The sequence below is a fragment of the Paenibacillus solanacearum genome, assembly GCF_910593845.1.
In the GTDB taxonomy this organism is placed as follows: domain Bacteria; phylum Bacillota; class Bacilli; order Paenibacillales; family NBRC-103111; genus Paenibacillus_G; species Paenibacillus_G solanacearum.
On the sequence record NZ_CAJVAS010000004.1, the window covers coordinates 95,349 to 112,664 of the forward strand.

At 56.2% G+C, this 17,316-nt stretch carries 15 protein-coding genes and 1 pseudogene; 2 read left to right on the top strand and 14 right to left on the bottom strand.

Annotated elements, in window-relative coordinates; genetic code table 11:
* Positions 1-34: 34 nt before the first annotated feature.
* From opp4C to KXG62_RS34510, 8 genes and pseudogenes are all read right to left on the bottom strand, one after another.
* The gene (gene opp4C / locus KXG62_RS06410; protein ID WP_425517335.1) at positions 35-964 is read right to left on the bottom strand and encodes an oligopeptide ABC transporter permease; all 930 of its coding nucleotides are present in this window, start codon (positions 962-964) and stop codon (positions 35-37) included.
* Positions 965-990: 26 nt separating this feature from the next.
* Positions 991-1,941, bottom strand: a complete 951-nt coding sequence (locus KXG62_RS06415; RefSeq protein WP_218091110.1) for an ABC transporter permease — start codon at positions 1,939-1,941, stop codon at positions 991-993.
* Positions 1,934-2,971 carry an ABC transporter ATP-binding protein gene (locus KXG62_RS06420; protein ID WP_218091111.1) on the bottom strand — a complete coding sequence of 346 codons (1,038 nt, stop codon included), beginning with the start codon at positions 2,969-2,971 and terminating at the stop codon, positions 1,934-1,936. Before KXG62_RS06420 ends, KXG62_RS06415 begins: the two co-directional genes overlap by 8 nt.
* A gap of 50 nt (positions 2,972-3,021) precedes the next feature.
* Positions 3,022-3,993, bottom strand: a complete 972-nt coding sequence (locus KXG62_RS06425; RefSeq protein ID WP_218091112.1) for an ABC transporter ATP-binding protein — start codon at positions 3,991-3,993, stop codon at positions 3,022-3,024.
* 22 nt (positions 3,994-4,015) lie between these two features.
* Positions 4,016-5,629: an ABC transporter substrate-binding protein gene (locus KXG62_RS06430; protein WP_218091113.1), complete on the bottom strand. Its 1,614-nt coding sequence runs from the start codon at positions 5,627-5,629 to the stop codon at positions 4,016-4,018.
* Positions 5,630-5,650: 21 nt separating this feature from the next.
* On the bottom strand, positions 5,651-6,640 hold the full coding sequence (gene speB / locus KXG62_RS06435; protein ID WP_218091114.1) for an agmatinase: 990 nt from the start codon (positions 6,638-6,640) through the stop codon (positions 5,651-5,653).
* Between the two features lie 64 nt (positions 6,641-6,704).
* Complete coding sequence (locus KXG62_RS34505; protein ID WP_343223438.1) at positions 6,705-7,283, bottom strand: arginase family protein; 579 nt, start codon at positions 7,281-7,283, stop codon at positions 6,705-6,707.
* A pseudogene (locus KXG62_RS34510) lies at positions 7,198-7,767 on the bottom strand (arginase family protein); the annotation flags it as partial. The pseudogene KXG62_RS34510 and the gene KXG62_RS34505, both read right to left, overlap by 86 nt.
* Before the next feature lie 249 nt (positions 7,768-8,016).
* Here KXG62_RS34510 and KXG62_RS06445 point away from each other — a divergent pair.
* Positions 8,017-8,577, top strand: coding sequence for an ANTAR domain-containing response regulator (locus tag KXG62_RS06445; protein ID WP_218091115.1), 561 nt, complete (start codon positions 8,017-8,019; stop codon positions 8,575-8,577).
* Positions 8,578-8,689: 112 nt separating this feature from the next.
* On the opposite strand, the gene KXG62_RS06450 is transcribed toward KXG62_RS06445, so the two are convergent.
* Positions 8,690-10,501: a glycoside hydrolase family 97 protein gene (locus tag KXG62_RS06450; RefSeq protein WP_218091116.1), complete on the bottom strand. Its 1,812-nt coding sequence runs from the start codon at positions 10,499-10,501 to the stop codon at positions 8,690-8,692.
* Between the two features lie 36 nt (positions 10,502-10,537).
* Complete coding sequence (locus KXG62_RS06455; protein ID WP_218091117.1) at positions 10,538-11,434, bottom strand: AraC family transcriptional regulator; 897 nt, start codon at positions 11,432-11,434, stop codon at positions 10,538-10,540.
* Between the two features lie 178 nt (positions 11,435-11,612).
* Between KXG62_RS06455 and KXG62_RS06460 the strand changes: the two genes are divergently transcribed.
* A complete protein-coding gene (locus tag KXG62_RS06460) occupies positions 11,613-12,404 on the top strand; it encodes a phytanoyl-CoA dioxygenase family protein (protein WP_218091118.1) in 792 nt (263 codons plus the stop codon).
* Between the two features lie 90 nt (positions 12,405-12,494).
* Here KXG62_RS06460 and KXG62_RS06465 read toward each other — a convergent pair whose 3' ends face one another.
* The 4 genes from KXG62_RS06465 to KXG62_RS06480 form a co-directional block, all read right to left on the bottom strand.
* Positions 12,495-13,832 carry an ABC transporter substrate-binding protein gene (locus KXG62_RS06465; protein ID WP_218091119.1) on the bottom strand — a complete coding sequence of 446 codons (1,338 nt, stop codon included), beginning with the start codon at positions 13,830-13,832 and terminating at the stop codon, positions 12,495-12,497.
* Between the two features lie 55 nt (positions 13,833-13,887).
* Complete coding sequence (locus KXG62_RS06470; protein WP_218091120.1) at positions 13,888-14,718, bottom strand: MBL fold metallo-hydrolase; 831 nt, start codon at positions 14,716-14,718, stop codon at positions 13,888-13,890.
* A gap of 41 nt (positions 14,719-14,759) precedes the next feature.
* Positions 14,760-15,923: a Gfo/Idh/MocA family protein gene (locus KXG62_RS06475; protein WP_218091121.1), complete on the bottom strand. Its 1,164-nt coding sequence runs from the start codon at positions 15,921-15,923 to the stop codon at positions 14,760-14,762.
* A 118-nt stretch (positions 15,924-16,041) separates the two neighbouring features.
* Complete coding sequence (locus KXG62_RS06480; protein WP_218091122.1) at positions 16,042-17,091, bottom strand: LacI family DNA-binding transcriptional regulator; 1,050 nt, start codon at positions 17,089-17,091, stop codon at positions 16,042-16,044.
* Positions 17,092-17,316: the final 225 nt, after the last annotated feature.

Here is a 17,316-nt window from a genome sequence, read left to right on the forward strand (position 1 = left end):
CAGTTTGCATCAGATTTGGCGTCAGGACGATGGCCTACACATTCAATTTTTTCGGGTCCATGGCATCGCGAATCCCGTCGCCGATGAAATTGATCGACAGCACCGATACGATGATGACAAGACCCGGCGGGATCCACAGCCAAGGCTGGCTCGTCAGCGCCGTAATCGACTGGGCCGCATTCAGCATATTCCCCCAGCTTGCAGTCGGCGGCTGAACGCCCATGCCGAGGAAGCTGAGCGACGATTCCGACAAAATCGCCGCCGCCGCGCCGAACGTGGCGTTGACCAGAATCGGCCCCATCGCGTTAGGAAGAATGTGGCCGAAGATGAGCCGGGGCGTGCTGAGCCCGAGCGCAACGCCCGCCTTCACGAATTCGGTCTGTCTGAGCGACAGCACGCTGCCCCTCACCAGCCGGGCCACCGGAGGCCAGCCGAGCAGCGCGAGCACGATAATAATGTTGGATAATCCCGTGCCGAGCACGGTTACGAGCACCAGGATGACCATGAGTGTCGGAAACGACATGACGACGTCGATCACCCGATTAACGACCATATCGACCCAGCCGCCCATATAGCCGGCAACGGCGCCGATAACAGTACCCACTATAACATAAATCGCAACCGCCAGCACCCCTACCGACAAAGAAACGCGTGTCGCATAGATGAGCCGGCTGAGCACATCCCGTCCCACCTGATCCGTTCCGAGCCAGTGCTGCGCCGACGGTGCCGCGGAGAACGCGCCGCCGATCGCATTCGGGTCGTACGGGGCAATGAGCGGCGCGAATACGCCGATCAGCACGAGCAGGACGAAGGACGCGAGGCCGGCCACCGCCATCTTGTGCTGCAGGAACCGCCGGGCCACCATCTTGGCGTAGCTGTCGGATTCGAACCTCTCACCCTTGGACGACAGCAGCGACGGGATCGCTTCCGGAGCGGTCATCTCGTTGTGCATATTCATGGACATATGGCAACTCTCCCTTCCTTGTATTTTCAGCTGTACTTGATACGCGGATCGACGACGGCATACATGACGTCCGACCACAAATTCGCCGTCAGCACCGTCAACGCCGCCAGCATGTTAATGCCCATCAAGAGCGGGAAATCGCGGGACAAGATCGCTTGAATCGTCAGCTGCCCCATCCCGTTCCATTGAAAAATACTTTCCGTGATGACCGCCCCGCCGATCAAAATCGGAATGTCGAGACCGGCGATTGTGATGACGGGGATCAGCGCGTTCTTGAGCGCATGCTTGTTGACGACGAAAAACTCGCGCACCCCTTTGGCGCGGGCCGTCCGCAAGTAATCCTGATTCAGCACTTCCAGCACGCTGGAGCGGACATAGCGGACCATGCCTCCGGCGATCGAAGTGCCAAGCGTCACCGTCGGCAGCACCAGATGCTTCGCCTGATCCCAGAAGCCGCCGTCGCTGCCCACCGTATTCATCCCTCCGGTCGGCAGGATGCCGAGCATGACGCCGAATACGTAAATCAAGCCGAGTCCGAGAAAGAAGCTCGGAACCGATACGCCAAGAAACGAACCGGCGGACATGAAATAATCGAATTTGGAATTTGCCTTCACCGCGCAGTAAATGCCAATCGGAATCGCAATCAAGTAGCCGAACACAATGGCGCAGCTCATCAAGATGAACGTCGGCACTAGTCGTTCCCCGATCAGCTGTACGACCGGCTGGAAGGAGCTGAACGAATGGCCGAGGTCGCCATGCGCCAAATTCGCCAGCCACTTCACGTAACGGATCATAAACGGATCGTTCAGACCGAGGGCCTCCCGCCGGATTTGTTTATCAGCCTCGGACACGTCCGGATTCACGTACATGTCGACGGGATCGCCCGGGGTGAGATTAATCAGAATGAAGTTTAAGAAGGTCACCCCAAGCAGCACAGGGATCGCGATCAACAATCGGCGAATGATGTAATTAACCACAGGCAATCCCTCCCATCGGCTGCGGCGTGTCCCCGGCAAGCGGGAAATGGCAGGCGACGAGGTGCTCGCCTCCGCTTAAAACCGGCTCCCGCTCCCGGCATACCGGCTGCGCCAGCGGGCACCGCGTGTGGAACCGGCAGCCGGACGGCGGAGAAGCCGGACTCGGCACATCGCCTGCAAGAACGGTGCGCTCCGTAATTCGCAGTCGGGGATTCGGTACGGGGTACGCCTCCAGCAGCGCTTTCGTGTACGGATGCTGCGGCATGGCGAACAACCGCTTGGTTGGCGCGAGCTCGACAATTTTGCCTAAGTACATGACAGCAATGCGGTCACTCATATATTTGACCGAACCGAGGCCGTGGCCGATGAACAAATAAGTCAACCGGAACGAGCGCTGCAGCTCTTTGAGCAAGTTCAGGATTTGCGCCTGGATCGAGACGTCCAGCGCCGATACCGGCTCGTCGCATACAATCAATCTCGGGCGCAAGCCGACCGCACGGGCTATGCCGATCCGCTGACGCTGCCCCCCGGAAAATTCATGCGGATATTTGCCGAGGCTCTGCGGCGACAACCCGACGATGTGCATTAGCTCCGACGCATGCTTGACCGCTTCTGCATCGTCCATTCCCGACAGCACCTTCAGCGGCTCGGTCAACAGCTCGACAATGCGCTTGCGGGGATTGAGCGAAGAATACGGGTCCTGGAAAATCATCTGCAGCTCGCTGCGCATCGATCGCATTTGCGACGGGGGAAGCTGCGCCAAGTCCCTGCCCTGAAACATGACGCTGCCCTCGGTCAATTCCTCGAGCTTCATAATGCTTCGCCCGAGCGTCGATTTGCCGCAGCCGGATTCGCCGACAAGACCGACGGTTTCGCCGGGATATACGTTCAGGTCGATCCCGTCGACCGCTTTGATGTGCCCGACCGTCCGGGAAAATACGCCTTTCTTGATCGGGTAATACTTTTTGATCCCTTCCAGCTGGAGCAACGGCTTCAAGCTCGGCGTCTCGTCGATCTTCGTCGTCAGCATCAGTCATCCCCTCTTCCTTCCGAATTGGCGTTCATGCGGTGAATCTGTTTTTAAGCGCTCGCTTCCTCGGCGACCCAGCAGCGAACCTTATGGCCTTTGCCGGATTCCTTGAGCGGCGGGGCTGTCATGCAGCGTTCGGACACTAGCGGGCACCGGGCTTGATACCGGCAGCCTGCCGGCATATCCTTGAGCGAAGGCACAGCGCCCGGGATAGACTGCAGCACCTCATCCTCGATTTCGAGATGCGGGATGGACCGCATCAGCCCGGCCGTATACGGATGCAGCGGCCGGTCGAACAGCTCCTGCACGTCCGCTTCCTCTACGACCTGACCGGCGTACATAACCATGACGCGATCCGCCATTTCGGCCACAACGCCGAGATCATGGGTAATCAGCATGATGGAGGTGCCGTGCTCGCTGCGGATGCTTTTCATCAAATCAAGAATTTGCGCCTGAATCGTCACGTCCAGCGCCGTTGTCGGTTCATCCGCTACGAGCAGCTTCGGATGGCAGGCAAGCGCCATGGCGATCATGACGCGCTGCTTCATGCCCCCGGACAGCGTATGCGGGTACTGATCCATGACCGCCTCCGCCCGCGGGAAACCGACCTCCTTGAGCAGGCGGACCGCATGGTTCCGCGCTTCCCTCCGTCCCAAACCCAGGTGGAGCCGGATCGGCTCCGTCAGCTGATTGCCGATCGTGTATACGGGATTGAGCGAAGACATCGGGTCCTGGAACACCATGGCGATGTCCTTTCCCCTGTAAGCGTTCAGCTCGCGGTCGGACAAAGACGCAAGGTCTTTGCCCTGAAAGACGATCGAGCCGTGCTTCAAAAAGCCGTTGCGTCCGAGCAGCCGCAAAATCGACAGCGAGGTTACGCTTTTGCCGCAGCCCGATTCGCCGACGATGCAGAGCGTCTCTCCCTCCTTCAGCGTAAAGCTGACGTCGTCGACCGGCGTGACCTCTCCCTGTTCCGTCCGGTAGGACGTTTTCAGATGCCGCACTTCCAGAAGATTGTTCATCGCGGTGTCCTCCCTTACTGTGTTATTTTCGAGCCCACGCGTTCACATCGTAATGCATGCCGTCCATGACGCCGCCTTTTCCGTCCACACTTTTGTTAAGGGCGATCAGATTGTATTCCGAGAAGATTGTGATGAGCGGCACTTCCTCCTGAATAATGCCTTGCAGCTCGGAATAAATTTTGAACCGCTTATCCTTATCCGTCTCGTTCATGCCCAGGTTGAACAGCTCGTCGACGCGCTTGTTCTTGAAGCGCATGTCGTTCAGCGCCGCCGTGGAACGGTACACATTCGCCGGGCCGTCAGGGTCCATAATGCTGCCGAAGCTGCTGAGCGCCAGATCGAAATCGCCCTTGACCAGTCTGGACACGGTCGTCGGAAAATCGAAATTGACCTGCTTAACCTTCAGCCCGATCGCCTGGAAGTTTTGCTGAATAATATTGCCCGCCATCTCGCGGGTTTTGTCGCCGGTCGGCACGATCAGCTCGATCGTCTTATTCATGTCGAAGCCGGCTTCCTTGAGCAGCTGCTTCGCTTTCTCGGGCTCGTATCCGTAGCTCTTCACATTTTTATCGTGATACGGATGCGAGTTCGAATAAGGCCCGTCCTGCAGCTCACCGGCGCTCGGCATAAGCTGGTCCACGATCATTTTGCGGTCGATGGCGTAGGCGAGCGCCTGCCGGACCCGTTTGTCCGGGAACCGCTCCGTATTGATTTCTACGGAATTGTATCGCCGGGTCGGCTGCTCTTCCGTACGCAAATTCGCAAACGTCTTGACCGTCTTCCATTCCGAAGCCGGAATATTGCCGGTTCCTTGGGCCGCGTTCATATCCAGTTCGCCGGACTGCAGCTGGGCAACGATGTTGGCGGCCGGCATCACTTTAATAAATACTTTTTGAATTTTCGGCGCTCCGCGATAGTACGATTCGTTCGCGGCAAGCTCGACGTATGATTTGTTCTCGTATTTGACGAATTTATACGCGCCCGAGGTGACGTTCGGGTTTCTCCAGAACGACTGCTGGTTCAGCTGTGCCGGCTCGACCTGCTCCAGCACATGCTTGGGAACGATCAGAATATCGGAGAATCGCTCGTAGATCAGATTCGGATCGACCGGCTTGCTTGTCTTGATCTCCAGATGCTTGTCATCGGTAACCTTCACCGAGCTGAGCTTTGTTTCGCCCTCCGGCAGCATCCCCTTCTCATTCAGACCCGCCAAGGCGAATATCGCGCTGCGCATCGTCGTAACCGTCTTCGGATTGGCAATCAAATCCAACGTAAATTCCACGTCCTGTGCGGTAACCGGCTTGCCGTCGGTCCAGTTCGCCTTCGGATGAATGGCGATGCTGAACGTTTGATTGTCGGAAGTTTTGAACGACTCCGCCAGCATCATCTTGTACTCCAGCGGACCGACTGTCTTGACGAGCGAGTCGAAGAAATACCGGTACGTGAACACGGCGCCGCTCGAACCGCTGCCGTCGGCATCGATCGGATTGAACATCAACGGGGGATTCGTGATCCCGACGGTCAGTTGGCTCGCGCTAGCCGGAGCCGATTCCTTCGGCCCCGAGGCGCTGCACCCGGCGACGAATAATGCGCCGATCAGTGTAACGGCGGTAAGTTTTCTGTAGATTCCCCTCATGTTCCCGACCCCCTAGCGTAATTATCGAATCGTTCCTGCAGGTACCGCCAGCCCTTTGGACGGCGTACCGTCCATGCGCCGCTTCACGGCGAGCAGGCACACAAATTCAAAGGCGATGTTGGCGGCATGCAGCGCGGTAATATGGCTCGGGTCGCGGTCCGGCAGCACTTCGACCAGATCGAAGCCGATGAAGTTGATGCCCGCCAGCCCCCGGAGCATGCGCTGCGCCTCGTATGTTGTAAAGCCGCCGACCTCCGGCGTGCCGGTGCCCGGCGCATACGTCGGGTCAAGGAAGTCGATGTCGAAGGTGAGGAACACCGGCCGGTCACCGACCTTGCTCTTCACTTTGGCGCACAGCTCCTCAATCGTCAGCTCGCGGACATCGTCGGTGGTCAGCACCTCGAAGCCCATTGCCCGCGCCTCGTCCAGGCCGTTCGGCTTAAACGTGCTGCCCCGCATCCCCATCTGGATCGAATGCTCCGCATCGATCAGTCCTTCGTCCACTGCGTAGCTGAAGACGCAGCCGTGCGACCACATCCGCGCCGGGTCCTGCGCTCTTCCCGTATCGGAGTGCGAGTCGAAGTGAACGAGGCAGACCGGACCGTACTTCTTGGCCGCAGCCCGCAAGTGAGGCAGCGAAATCGAATGATCGCCGCCCAGCATAATCGGCACAATGCCCGCTTCAAACACCGGCGTCAGCTGCTCCTCGATAATCTTGTACGACTGCTCGATATAACCGGGATATACCCGCAAATCGCCATAATCGATGCCAGACAAATATTCGGAGGTGTCGATCTTGTGCACCGGCGAGATCGGACGAATCCGCTGCGACATCGTACGGATGGAGGACGGGCCGAAGCGCGCTCCGATCGCATAGCTTACACCGGTGTCGAACGGTACGCCGATCACGGCATAATCGACCTTCTCCAGCGTCTGCACGTGCGGAAGATGCATAAACGTATGAATTCCGGAATATAAAGGTTTTCCCATTTCGATTTGCGGACGATACATTGTGAACCACTCCTTGATCTGATTTGGAATAATGGATTTTGGGAATTATCGATGATTGCTGCGGTCATGGCGCAGACGGAATCGTGCTGCCTGCTGCAGGAACCTCTTCCATCCGGCGTCTGGCTGCCAGCAGCGCGACGAACTCGAAGGCGATGTTGGCCGCATGCAGCGCTGTGATGCCGCTGGAATCGCGGTCCGGCAGCACTTCGACCAGATCGAAGCCGATGGAGTGGATGCCCGCCAGCCCCCGCAGCATGCGCTGCGCTTCGTACGTCGTAAACCCGCCGACCTCCGGCGTGCCGGTCCCCGGTGCGAATGCCGGATCGAGGAAATCGATGTCGAAGGTGAGGAACACCGGCCGGTCGCCGACCTTGCTCTTCACTTTGGCGCACAGCTCCTCCACAGAGAGCGCCTTGACATCGTCGGTCGTCAGCACCTCGAAGCCCATCGCTCTCGCTTCGTCGAGACTGTCGGCCCGGTACGTGCTGCCACGCATCCCCCATCTGGATCGAATGCTCTGCATCGACCAGCCCTTCGTCGACCGCGTAGCTGAATACTGCGCCATGCGACCACATCCGTTCGGGAGACTGGCCTCTTCCCGTATCCGAATGCGAATCGAAATGTACGAGACAGACCGGGCCATGCTTCTTGGCGGCCGCCCGCAGATGAGGCAGCGAAAACGAGTGGTCGCCTCCGAGCAGGATCGGCACGATGCCGGCGGCAAAAACCGGCGTCAACTGCTCCTCGATAATCCGGTACGATTGTTCAATGTAACCCGGATATACTTTCAAATCGCCGTAATCGATGCCCGACAAGTACTCGGACGTATTGATCTTATGGCTGCGGGATATCGGAATGACCCGCTGCGACATCGTGCGGATCGCCGATGGCCCGAATCGGGCGCCGACGGCATAGCTTACTCCCGTATCGAACGGTACGCCGATCACTGCGTAATCGACATCGTCCAAAGTCTGAACGTGCGGAAGGTGCATGAACGTATGAATTCCGGCAAACTGCGGTTTTCCAGTGCCTACTTCGATTTGCGGACGGTACAAACGGATCACTCCTTGCGTTCGATAATGAAAAGGGACAAGTGACGGTGAAAAACACAAAGAGCCGCTTCCCATTCAAGATAGAAGCGGCCCCATTGCCGGAACAAACCGTCGCTGTTGACGTTTTGTCGTATGCAGTTGTCTGACTTGATTATAGCCCCGTGTCTCATATATGTCAATATATATAACACTAATTTATCTTTGAATAGAATTCCGTTATTTTAATGTAATGTTATATAACATTTAAGTATTGAGTTTTCGAAAACACACGGTTATTATTTTACATATACCTATCTTACAATTTGACTCCGAGGGGATGATATTATGAAAATACTTCATGTTCATGATATTCCGACAACAAAATGCCGCGTGGAAGTTAGGTTGAAGGATCTTGGTTTTCAGGTGAGATCGGTTGAAGCGGGGAGTATGGCAGCGGCCAAGCATATGCGCTTCGACATGATCGTACTCGATGTTCCGGCATGCCGGCTGAAGCCGTGGCTGTACGAAGCGAACCAGCATTTCGTTCTTCCGTATTTCTGGTGGTGCGAGGAGCGCAAGCCGGCCACGACGGCGCCGCACGAGAAGCTGGACGGCATCCTTTGCTGCGGCATGAATGATAACGAACTGCATTGGTCCATCCTGCTCGGCGTCAAAAACGGACACAGGCGGCTCCACCTGGAACGCGAATACACATTCTTGTCCAAAAAGCTCGAAGAGCGAAAGCTGGTCGACCACGCCAAAATCATTCTCAGTAAAATAAACAACGTCAGCGAAACGCGAGCATATGAGATGATGCGCACGCAAGCGATGAACGAACGTAAAAAACTGATCGACGTCGCAGCCACCGTGCTGCAAGAAAGCCACTTAACGGCAAGAGAAGGATAAAAAGCTCTCCAGCGCAGCTCGGACTGCCAGCACATGTATATGCATGACCTGCCGAAGGAGTTATGAACGAACTTCGGCACGGCCGTGCATCTCTTCACCTTGTCGGAATACCCTATACCGGTGCCAAATGAACCGCTTGACCTCCGCATGACGGGAGAACCGCCCGGAGCCGCGTCTCCGAATCGACGGTCAACCGACGAATGGCAACTTTCTTGCCATCCCCCGCCGCAAGATCATCCTCATAGATCGTTGCCGTGTACGTCCGGCCCTTTTCCAGCATGGATAAGGGAATGTCCAGGACCCGGGCCCGCTCGTTCGTAATGGCGCCGATGAACCATTCCTCCCCCTTCCTTCGGGCAATCGCCGCGTACTCGCCAATGCTTCCGAGCGGCACTTTCGTATCGTCCCATACGGTATGCAGCCGTTCAAAAAATTCAACCTCCGGTTCGCCGTTGTAATCGGCAGGACGGTCGTACCAAAATACGAACTGAAGCGGACTGTACACAATGACGCTCATCGCAAGCTGATGCGCCCGCGTATTGCTCAGCCGTTTCGTATAGTAGCATATCGTGTAATCCCCCGGCCCGCCGGGGAAACGGGTAAACGGCAGCGTGCAGTTATGCCTTGCCGTAGGGAAATGCTCATTGCCGCGAATGCCTTCCACCGTCAGCAAATTCGGATACGTTCTCGCATACCCGGTCGGGCGGTAGTAATCATGAATATCGACCATGAGCCGGTGCTCGGCGCATTTGCGCACCGCTTCGAGCAGCCACGCCGTCCATTCCTGCGGCCCTTCGTTGACGAAGCCGAACTTGATTCCTTTCACACCCCAGCTGCCGTACAGCGGCAATAGCGCATCCAGCTGCCGCTCCAGGTGGCGCCTGTTAACATAGAGCCACACCCCGATACCGTGCTCCGCGGCATACGCAATCACCTCCGGCAAATCCAGCCCATCCCAATCCGGCCGCTTCCGCTGCGGATCGACCGATACGGTCGTCGCATCTTCCCGATCGTCCGTTTCGCTTCCGTACCACCCTGCATCGAATTCGATATACTGCAGCCCATGCGCCTTGGCAAACTGAACGCATGCTTTGCCGCCACGGGTCGTCAGCGTCGTTTCACGAATGACTTTTCCCGGCCGGATCCATGAAGTATCTTCCAGCGCGCAAGGGCGATTCAATTGCAGTACCAGATCGCTGCGTTCCGCCAAATCGCCCGGACGGTCGCCTACAATCAGCAGCCTCCACGGCGTATCGAAAGGAGCCTCGCCCTTCGTCGGTCCGACAAGCGACGCACGCAGTACATCCGGGCGCCGCTCGTCTTTTGCAAGCAGCATCTTGGCATGATGATTCATCCCGGCTTCATGCAGGCAAGCATATGGGCCGTTCGCACATGCGACGGTCAGCGGACGCTCCGTCCGCTTCTCCAGCTCCCGCACGCGGATCGGATGATACTCGTCCTCCGGCCAATATTCCGCGTAGATCGTGCTGTCCGGCGCGAAAGCAAACTGTGTGAGCTCTTCTTCGATGACAAACGACCGTACCTGCTCCTGCTCCGGAATGTGGTACTGCAGCGCGACGCCTTCATTGTAGGCTCTAAACCGAAGCGCAAGACGCCGTCCCTCCCCTTGCGTCTCTAGCAGCGCAACGGTCATTTCCGTGAAATGATCGACAATCCGGCTTCGTTCCCCGTACACCGGCTGCCAGCTCTCCCGATGCGTCCGAGTATCTACACCGAGCACCGTTACATCGCGGCTCAGCGGAGCCGCACCTTGCAGTACCAGTCCAAGCGCGGAATCTTCCACGAGCGATTCTCCCTTATACGCGACCCGATAAACCATCGCATTCCCGCCATCCTGCGCCTGCCGGACGGCAAATGTGAGACTCACCTGATTGTCAGGCGAAGCAACGATCCATTCATTCATTTCAGCACACGTCTCCTTATCCGAAGAAATAGTCGATCAGCCCATGGCGGCCGCACGCATCGTCGACCGGTACTGTCCCGGCGTCATGCCCGTTATCTGCTTGAACGCTTTATTGAAATGGCTCAAATCGTTAAAGCCAACCTCCTGCGCGATATGGATAATTTTATCGCCGGAATGGCGAAGCAGCTCGCACGATACGCCGATCCGCACTTCGTTGCGAAACTCCGTGTACGTTTTCCCGGCGTACTGCTTGAACTTGGCGGTAAAAGCCGCAGCGCTCATGCCGCACATCTGATAAATTTGCTCCATCATGATCGGCTGCGCGTAATGCAGCTTCGTGAACTCGCACACCCAGTCCATCACGGTTTTCTCGTCCCGCACGGCAGTAAACGGCTCGGACATCCGTTTCTCGTAACAGCGGCTCAGCGAGATGAACAGCTCCATCAGCATCGCTTTGACGCACAGCCGGTAGCCTAATTCTTTTTTCCTATACTCGCCTACGATCCGGTCCAGTACAAACTTGGTCTCCAGCCCTTCGTTCACAGACAGCTTCAAATGATACTGAAAATCCGAAGGCACGCGAAGCAGCGGCTCCAGATAAAAAAAACGGATGAACGGCGTGACCTGGGACAGCTGGCGAAGCTCGGCCTGGAGCAGCTCCGGCAAAAACAGCACGTTGTACACCACCATCGGCCCGCTGCCCGTAACCCGGTAACCGTGCTCCGCCTGCGGCTCGATGACGAAAAAATCGCCTTTGCCGATCGGGTAAGACTCCCCCCGGTAAATATGCTCCCCCTCCCCTTCGGCCACGAAAACGCATTCAATGAATTCATGCCTATGCGGCGCAATCGCATTAGAGCGAAACGTGTAAGGCGTAATATGAAACGGAAAATCCGGGCTTTCCAGAAAATGCTCTTTCGTATAGTAAATCAACGTTCTCCCTCCGGCTGCGACCCGTCCAAGGAATTTTATTCCTATTGTAGCACCTTGAGCCGTTGAGCGGGAAAGAAAATAACCTAAGTTTTGCAGCAAATTCGCCAAGTGTACCGTTTCGCCGCATGCTATGCTTGGATCAGAATTCAGACATGATCTTCGAGAGGATGCGATGGCATTGGCAGAGAACACAGAGCAGTGGGTAACGCAGGAGAAAGTGGATTTTTATAAGGAAAACGGCTTCGTACAGATCGACAACGCCCTAACGGCGGAGGAGCTGGAGGAGCTGCGGGATTTCGCGGACGAGGCGATGACCTCGCAATCGAAACATGCCGTTAAGACGGACCAGGATGGCGGCGCTTACTACAAAGTATTGAACCAAAAAGTGAACGTATGGCGAGACCACGGAGGAATGGCCAAATATTCGCTTCATCCCCGCCTTGCTTCGATGGCGCTGCGGTTGACGGAAGCGAGCGGAATCCGGTTGTTCCACGATCATTTGCTTTGGAAAATGCCGGGCGATTCCAAGCCGACGCCATGGCACCAGGATACGGTCAAATGGCCGATGAACGAAACGGGAGCGCTCTCGATTTGGCTTACGCTTGATGACGTCGACGAGCGAAACGGCTGCATGATGTTCATTCCGAAATCGCATACGGCCGGTAAGCTGAAAAATATAAGCCTGACCAATCCCGTTGATATCTTCGAGTATGTCAAAGGAACGGAGCTGGAGAAGCAGCAGCCCGTCGTCGTGCCGCTTAAGGCAGGAAGCTGCACGTTTCACGACGGATTGACGTTCCACTACGCTCACGCCAACGAGACCGACAAGCCGCGGCGTGTGCTGGCGATTATTTACATGAAAGACGGCACAACGTACAACGGAGCAGGTCATGTGATGACGAACGAGCAAGGCTTGGTGCCGGGCGAGCCGATTCATGGACCGTTGTTTCCGCTGCTTGCCAAAGCGTAGAATCGCGCTGCATTACCGCTTCCTTCACACACAGCAAAAGATAAGGCAGCTGCCGGACGAATCCGCAGCTGCCTTGTTATTCGTAAGCCGTTACTTTTTCAACTGCGCCACCTGTTTGTCGATATCTTCTTCGGTTTCGCGGATGACGGTGTTGATGTCCTTCCCGGCGTACAGGTCAAGCGAGTGGTTATACGCAATGCCAAGCGCGTTTCCGTCGTAGACGGTCGGATTTTTCGGCCAATTTTGCTTGTTATAAAAGGCAGCTTTCACGTTCTTCCCTTTCGTATACGGCAGATCGGCGCTGAATGCGTCCATCGTTTCTTTCGTCAGCAGCACCGGTCCCCCGCCGTTTCGCGAAATGACCAGCTGCGTCTCTTGGGAGAGCGCCGTTGCGACGACCTTGAACGCCGCATCCAGCACTTTGCTGTTCGGGTTCATGAACAGACTGGAGCCGCCGGCCGCCTGCGCCGTCTTCGGATACCCTTCGAACACCGGATACGCCGTCATATCCCAATTCATGTCCGGCACCGTCTGCAGTCCCGCCGAGATCAAATTCGGCACGCCGGACATCGCGACGATTTGCGTCTTGTAAAAGTCCTCGTTATGCCATCTCGTAATTTTATCCTTATCCTGCGGAAACCGGTTGCCGGGGATCGCGATCAGCTCGCTGAGCAGATCGTACGCCATCCGCCATTCTTTGGTGGAAATATTCGCTTTGCCGGTTTTCGGATCAAAGTAATCTCTTGTAATGCCGCCTGCCAGGAAATGGACGCTGTTATGATCGAACCCGATATATTGGGTGCCGTTATCGGTTCTCGTCAGCTTTTTCGCGAGCTGGACGATCTCTGGAAACGTGACGCCGTCCTTCGGATACGGAACGCCGAATTTATCGAATATATCTTTGTTGTAGAAGAGCGCGATGAAGTTGGTGGAGTAAGGGAGCGAGAAAATTTCGCCATTATTGCCGAACGTTTTGACGTAATCGATCGTGCTTTTATCGTATTTGCTCAAATCCAGGCCGTATTTTTTAATCATCGGGGTCATGTCGTAATTGAAGCCAAGGTCGGTAATGCCTTTCGCCGTGCCGATATCGCTGATGACGATGTCCGGCGTCTGGCCTGCGACGATCATTTCTTCCAGCTTCTTCGTGCCGTTTTTGCCCGGCTTCACAATTTCCAGATCGATATTGGGGTACTTCTTTTTCAATGGCTGAATGAGCAGCTTATCCCAATACTCATCGGAAAACTCCTGCCAATACGAGTAGGCGACAACTTTGGCCGGTTCCGACGATTTGGGAGGCGGCGTATTCGCGGCCTCCGGCTTGGGCGATATAGGAGCATTCGCGCCGCCGCTGCTGCAGGACACCAGCAAGACGGAAGCGGCAAGCACCGGTAAGAGCGATGAAACCGAACACTTCATGTACTTCATTCGAATCCCTCCATGGATTGGTTCGACGATCGATGAAAATCGGCATTCAACTGAGCTAACTGCTTGCAGAAATATCCACAACCATGCCGTCATAGGCGCAAGTGACGCCCATTCCTCGTAAAATACGTTCCGTCACCTCGTGCGGTCCGATGCTTTGGTGGGAAAAATGGGTCGCGATCGTAACCGTACGGTCCGTCACGGCCCCAAGCTTCCGCAGCTTATCCAGCATGAGCTGATGATCAGCGAAGTTCAGATGCTCTCTCCCCGACGGGCGGCCGCCTAACGTCGCTTCCATGACGACAGCGTCGAAACGCCTCCCCTTGAAGTCATCCCACACCGAATCCGCATACATGCCGGTATCCGAAGCGTATAAGATCGATACCTCTCCGTCAGAGATCATGTAATTCATCGCGTCGCCGATGGCCGAGTTATGCGTTGCCGCAATCGATTGAATCGAATAAGGCGGCAGCTGCAGTTGGTTGCCCGGTAGAAACGGCACCCGCTTTATTCCTGCTTCCTGGTCTCTTCCTCCCGACAGCTCCCACTTGGTCAGCACGGACGGACCCGCGACCATCGTCATTTCCGGAAGCTCGGTTTCAATCCGGAACGGCTTCGCCCTCATTCGCAAATTCGTCGCATCGAAATGATCCAGATGGCTGTGGGTCATGAGCAAATATTGGACCTCGATCAACGAAATCCCCTGCGCTGCACAAGACGCGAATATATCAGGTCCCAGATCGACCAGCAAATCGCGATTGATCAGCACACTTTGCCGTTTGCGGATATTGACGCCCTTGTGTTCCCGGGCATGATGACAGGTGGCGCAGCCGCAAAACGGCGATGGGATGCCTTCGGCTGCCGCCGTTCCAAGAAAGGTGATCTTCATCTCAATTCCCTCCCGATTGATTGATGGGTCATGCGCTAACTTTATAAGGCTTGCGTCGGCACGCGCTCATGCAGCGGCTTGATCGCCACCACCCGGCCGCCGGACCGCATCGACTCGGCAGCCGCGCACCCGACGGCCACGCTCATCCGCCCGTCTCCGGGCGAGGCGATCGGTTCCGTGCCGTGAACGATCATGTCGATGAAATCGCCGCAAATTTTCGGGTCCGCTCCGTTGTGCGAGCCTTGGGCCGCTTTGATCTCGTAGATGCGGTCGGACAAGTCGCGCCACGTGCCGGAGCGCCTGGATTTGACGTACACCCGGTTCTCGGGCTCCGAGTTCTCGATTCTTCCTTCGGTGCCGATAATCGTATAATTTCTTTGGTAATCGGGGGTAAAATGGCATTGCATATACGACGCTTTAATCCCTCCTTCCAGCTCCATGATCAGCATGCTGTTATCCTCCACATCGACCTCCTCGCGAAAAGCGCACTGCGTTAGCGGACCGAATCTCGCTTCGGGGCAGCGAGCCTTCTCGGCGCAGGCCGGACAGGTCAAATCGTTCGGCTTGTCTCCGCCAAAGTAGTCCACCCCGCCGAAAGCGGAAACGCGGCGCGTATACCGCCCGGCCAGCCAGTGGATGATATCGATGTCATGCGATCCTTTTTGCAATAGCAGCGATGTTGTGTTACGTGAGCTCCCGTGCCAGCTGTGATAGTAATAATCGCTCCCGAGACCGACGAAATGCCGTACCCAAATCGCCTTCACTTCCCCGATCTCCCCGGAATCGATGATTTCCTTCATCGTACGGTACATGTTCATATACCGCATGTTAAATCCCATCATGAGCTTTTTCCCCGATCGCGTCCAAGCATCCAAGATCCGGTCGCAGCCTTCGACGGAGATGGCCAGCGGCTTCTCGCAGTATACATGCTTACCCGCTTGCAGAGCCGCTACAGCATGCTCTTCGTGGCAGCGGTCCGGCGACATGATGACGATTGCATCGATATCTTGCCGCTCCAGCAGCTCCTTGTAATCCAACGTCACATCGGCCTCCGGATTGATTTTGCTGCGAAATTTATCCAGACGGCCAGGATCGACGTCCGCTCCGGCAACGACAACCGATCTCCCTTCAGGCTGATGCCAATATTTCGTCAACACGCCTGCACGCCAGCCAAGTCCGATGACACCGATTCTGATTGGCTCCATAGATACCGACTCCCCTTATATTTTTTGGGCCCAAATTTTATTGTGTTTTTGGCTAAAAGCGAAAAAAAACGGATACTAGCGGCGATCAGGCCGCTACTATCACATATTCGACGATGCGTTACTCCTTCTTTGGATTATAATCCGAAGACTGGCGGACCAGCAGTTCAAAAGGCATATACAGCTTGAACGGCAGCGGATGGCTGTCGGTCATTTGATCGACCATCACTTTGGCCGCCATGACACCCATTTCGAATTTGGGTACATGAACGGTTGACAGCGGCGGCGACGTGAATTGCGATACCTCGATGTTGTCCAGCCCGACAAAAGCGATGTCTTCGGGCACGCGAAGCCTCTTCTCGGCGACCGCCCGCATGGCCGAGATCGCCATCATGTCGCTGGCCGCAAATACGGCTGTCGGCCATAAAGAACGGTCCTCCCGCAGCAGCTCGGCCATCTGTCCGTAGCTCTCATTCACGTCCCATCCGGCGTTGATGACGAGGCGCGGGTCCGCTTCCAGCCCCGCTTCCTGCAGCGCGTACCGGTAGCCGCGGTACCGCTTCTCGCGCTCGATCTCACCGGTCATCCCGGCACCTCCGATAAAGCCGATCTTGCGATGGCCTTGCGCCAGCAAATGCGCGACGGCGGATTTGGCCGCCTGCACCCGGTCGTACGTAATGACCGGCACGGACGGATCGGAAATATCGATCCCGACGACGACGGGAATCGTCTTCTTGATGTAAGCATACAAGTCGGATGGAATCCCTTCGACGATGACGATGCCGTCCACTTGCGAAGCCGTCAGCTTGCCCACGGCGGATTCGCCCTGCAGCTCCTCCAGCGTATGCACGAACGCAAGCGAATAACCGAGCTCCGTCAGCTTCTTCTCGATCCCGGCCAATATCGGCGAGAAATACGGATGATTGTACTTATGCTGGGGAGCGGACACAAGGCAGCCGATGCGGCGCGTCGGCTGACCGGCTTCCTTCTCGCTTCTCCGCGCCAGCTGCCGGGCGGGTTCGTTCGGCTCGTAGCCAAGCTCCTTGATCGCGCTCCAAATCTTCGCCTTCGTCTCTTGGCTAATATGACGCGAGGAATCGTTGTTGATGACACGGGAAACAGTAGAGATCGATACTCCCACATGCTGCGCGATGTCCTTTAACTTAGGCATCCTTCTCTAATGCTCCTTTAACCGGTATTCAATCGTCCGGCGGCACGCCGTCTTGATGCGGCGGATCGCACTTTCCGCGAACCGGCGCTTCGTTTGCCCCAAACGTTTTCCAACATCATCTTACTGCCGGCACCCAAAAGTTGTCAATCGTTATTTCCACCCTTTTCCACAGACATCAGACATGCATGCCGACGCTTTTAAAAAATCATTTGCGTATGGGGCCGG

Bases quoted from the DNA above. Each gene is read 5' to 3' on its own strand.
- KXG62_RS06420 (WP_218091111.1), bottom strand. From the start codon at position 2,971: ATGCTGACGACGAAGATCGACGAGACGCCGAGCTTGAAGCCGTTGCTC.
- KXG62_RS06480 (WP_218091122.1), bottom strand. From the start codon at position 17,091: ATGCCTAAGTTAAAGGACATCGCGCAGCATGTGGGAGTATCGATCTCT.
- opp4C (WP_425517335.1), bottom strand. From the start codon at position 964: ATGTCCATGAATATGCACAACGAGATGACCGCTCCGGAAGCGATCCCG.
- speB (WP_218091114.1), bottom strand. From the start codon at position 6,640: ATGTATCGTCCGCAAATCGAAATGGGAAAACCTTTATATTCCGGAATT.
- KXG62_RS06430 (WP_218091113.1), bottom strand. From the start codon at position 5,629: ATGAGGGGAATCTACAGAAAACTTACCGCCGTTACACTGATCGGCGCA.
- KXG62_RS34505 (WP_343223438.1), bottom strand. From the start codon at position 7,283: ATGGCCCGGTCTGTCTCGTACATTTCGATTCGCATTCGGATACGGGAA.
- KXG62_RS06450 (WP_218091116.1), bottom strand. From the start codon at position 10,501: ATGAATGAATGGATCGTTGCTTCGCCTGACAATCAGGTGAGTCTCACA.
- KXG62_RS06425 (WP_218091112.1), bottom strand. From the start codon at position 3,993: ATGAACAATCTTCTGGAAGTGCGGCATCTGAAAACGTCCTACCGGACG.
- KXG62_RS06445 (WP_218091115.1), top strand. From the start codon at position 8,017: ATGAAAATACTTCATGTTCATGATATTCCGACAACAAAATGCCGCGTG.
- KXG62_RS06465 (WP_218091119.1), bottom strand. From the start codon at position 13,832: ATGAAGTACATGAAGTGTTCGGTTTCATCGCTCTTACCGGTGCTTGCC.
- KXG62_RS06475 (WP_218091121.1), bottom strand. From the start codon at position 15,923: ATGGAGCCAATCAGAATCGGTGTCATCGGACTTGGCTGGCGTGCAGGC.
- KXG62_RS06470 (WP_218091120.1), bottom strand. From the start codon at position 14,718: ATGAAGATCACCTTTCTTGGAACGGCGGCAGCCGAAGGCATCCCATCG.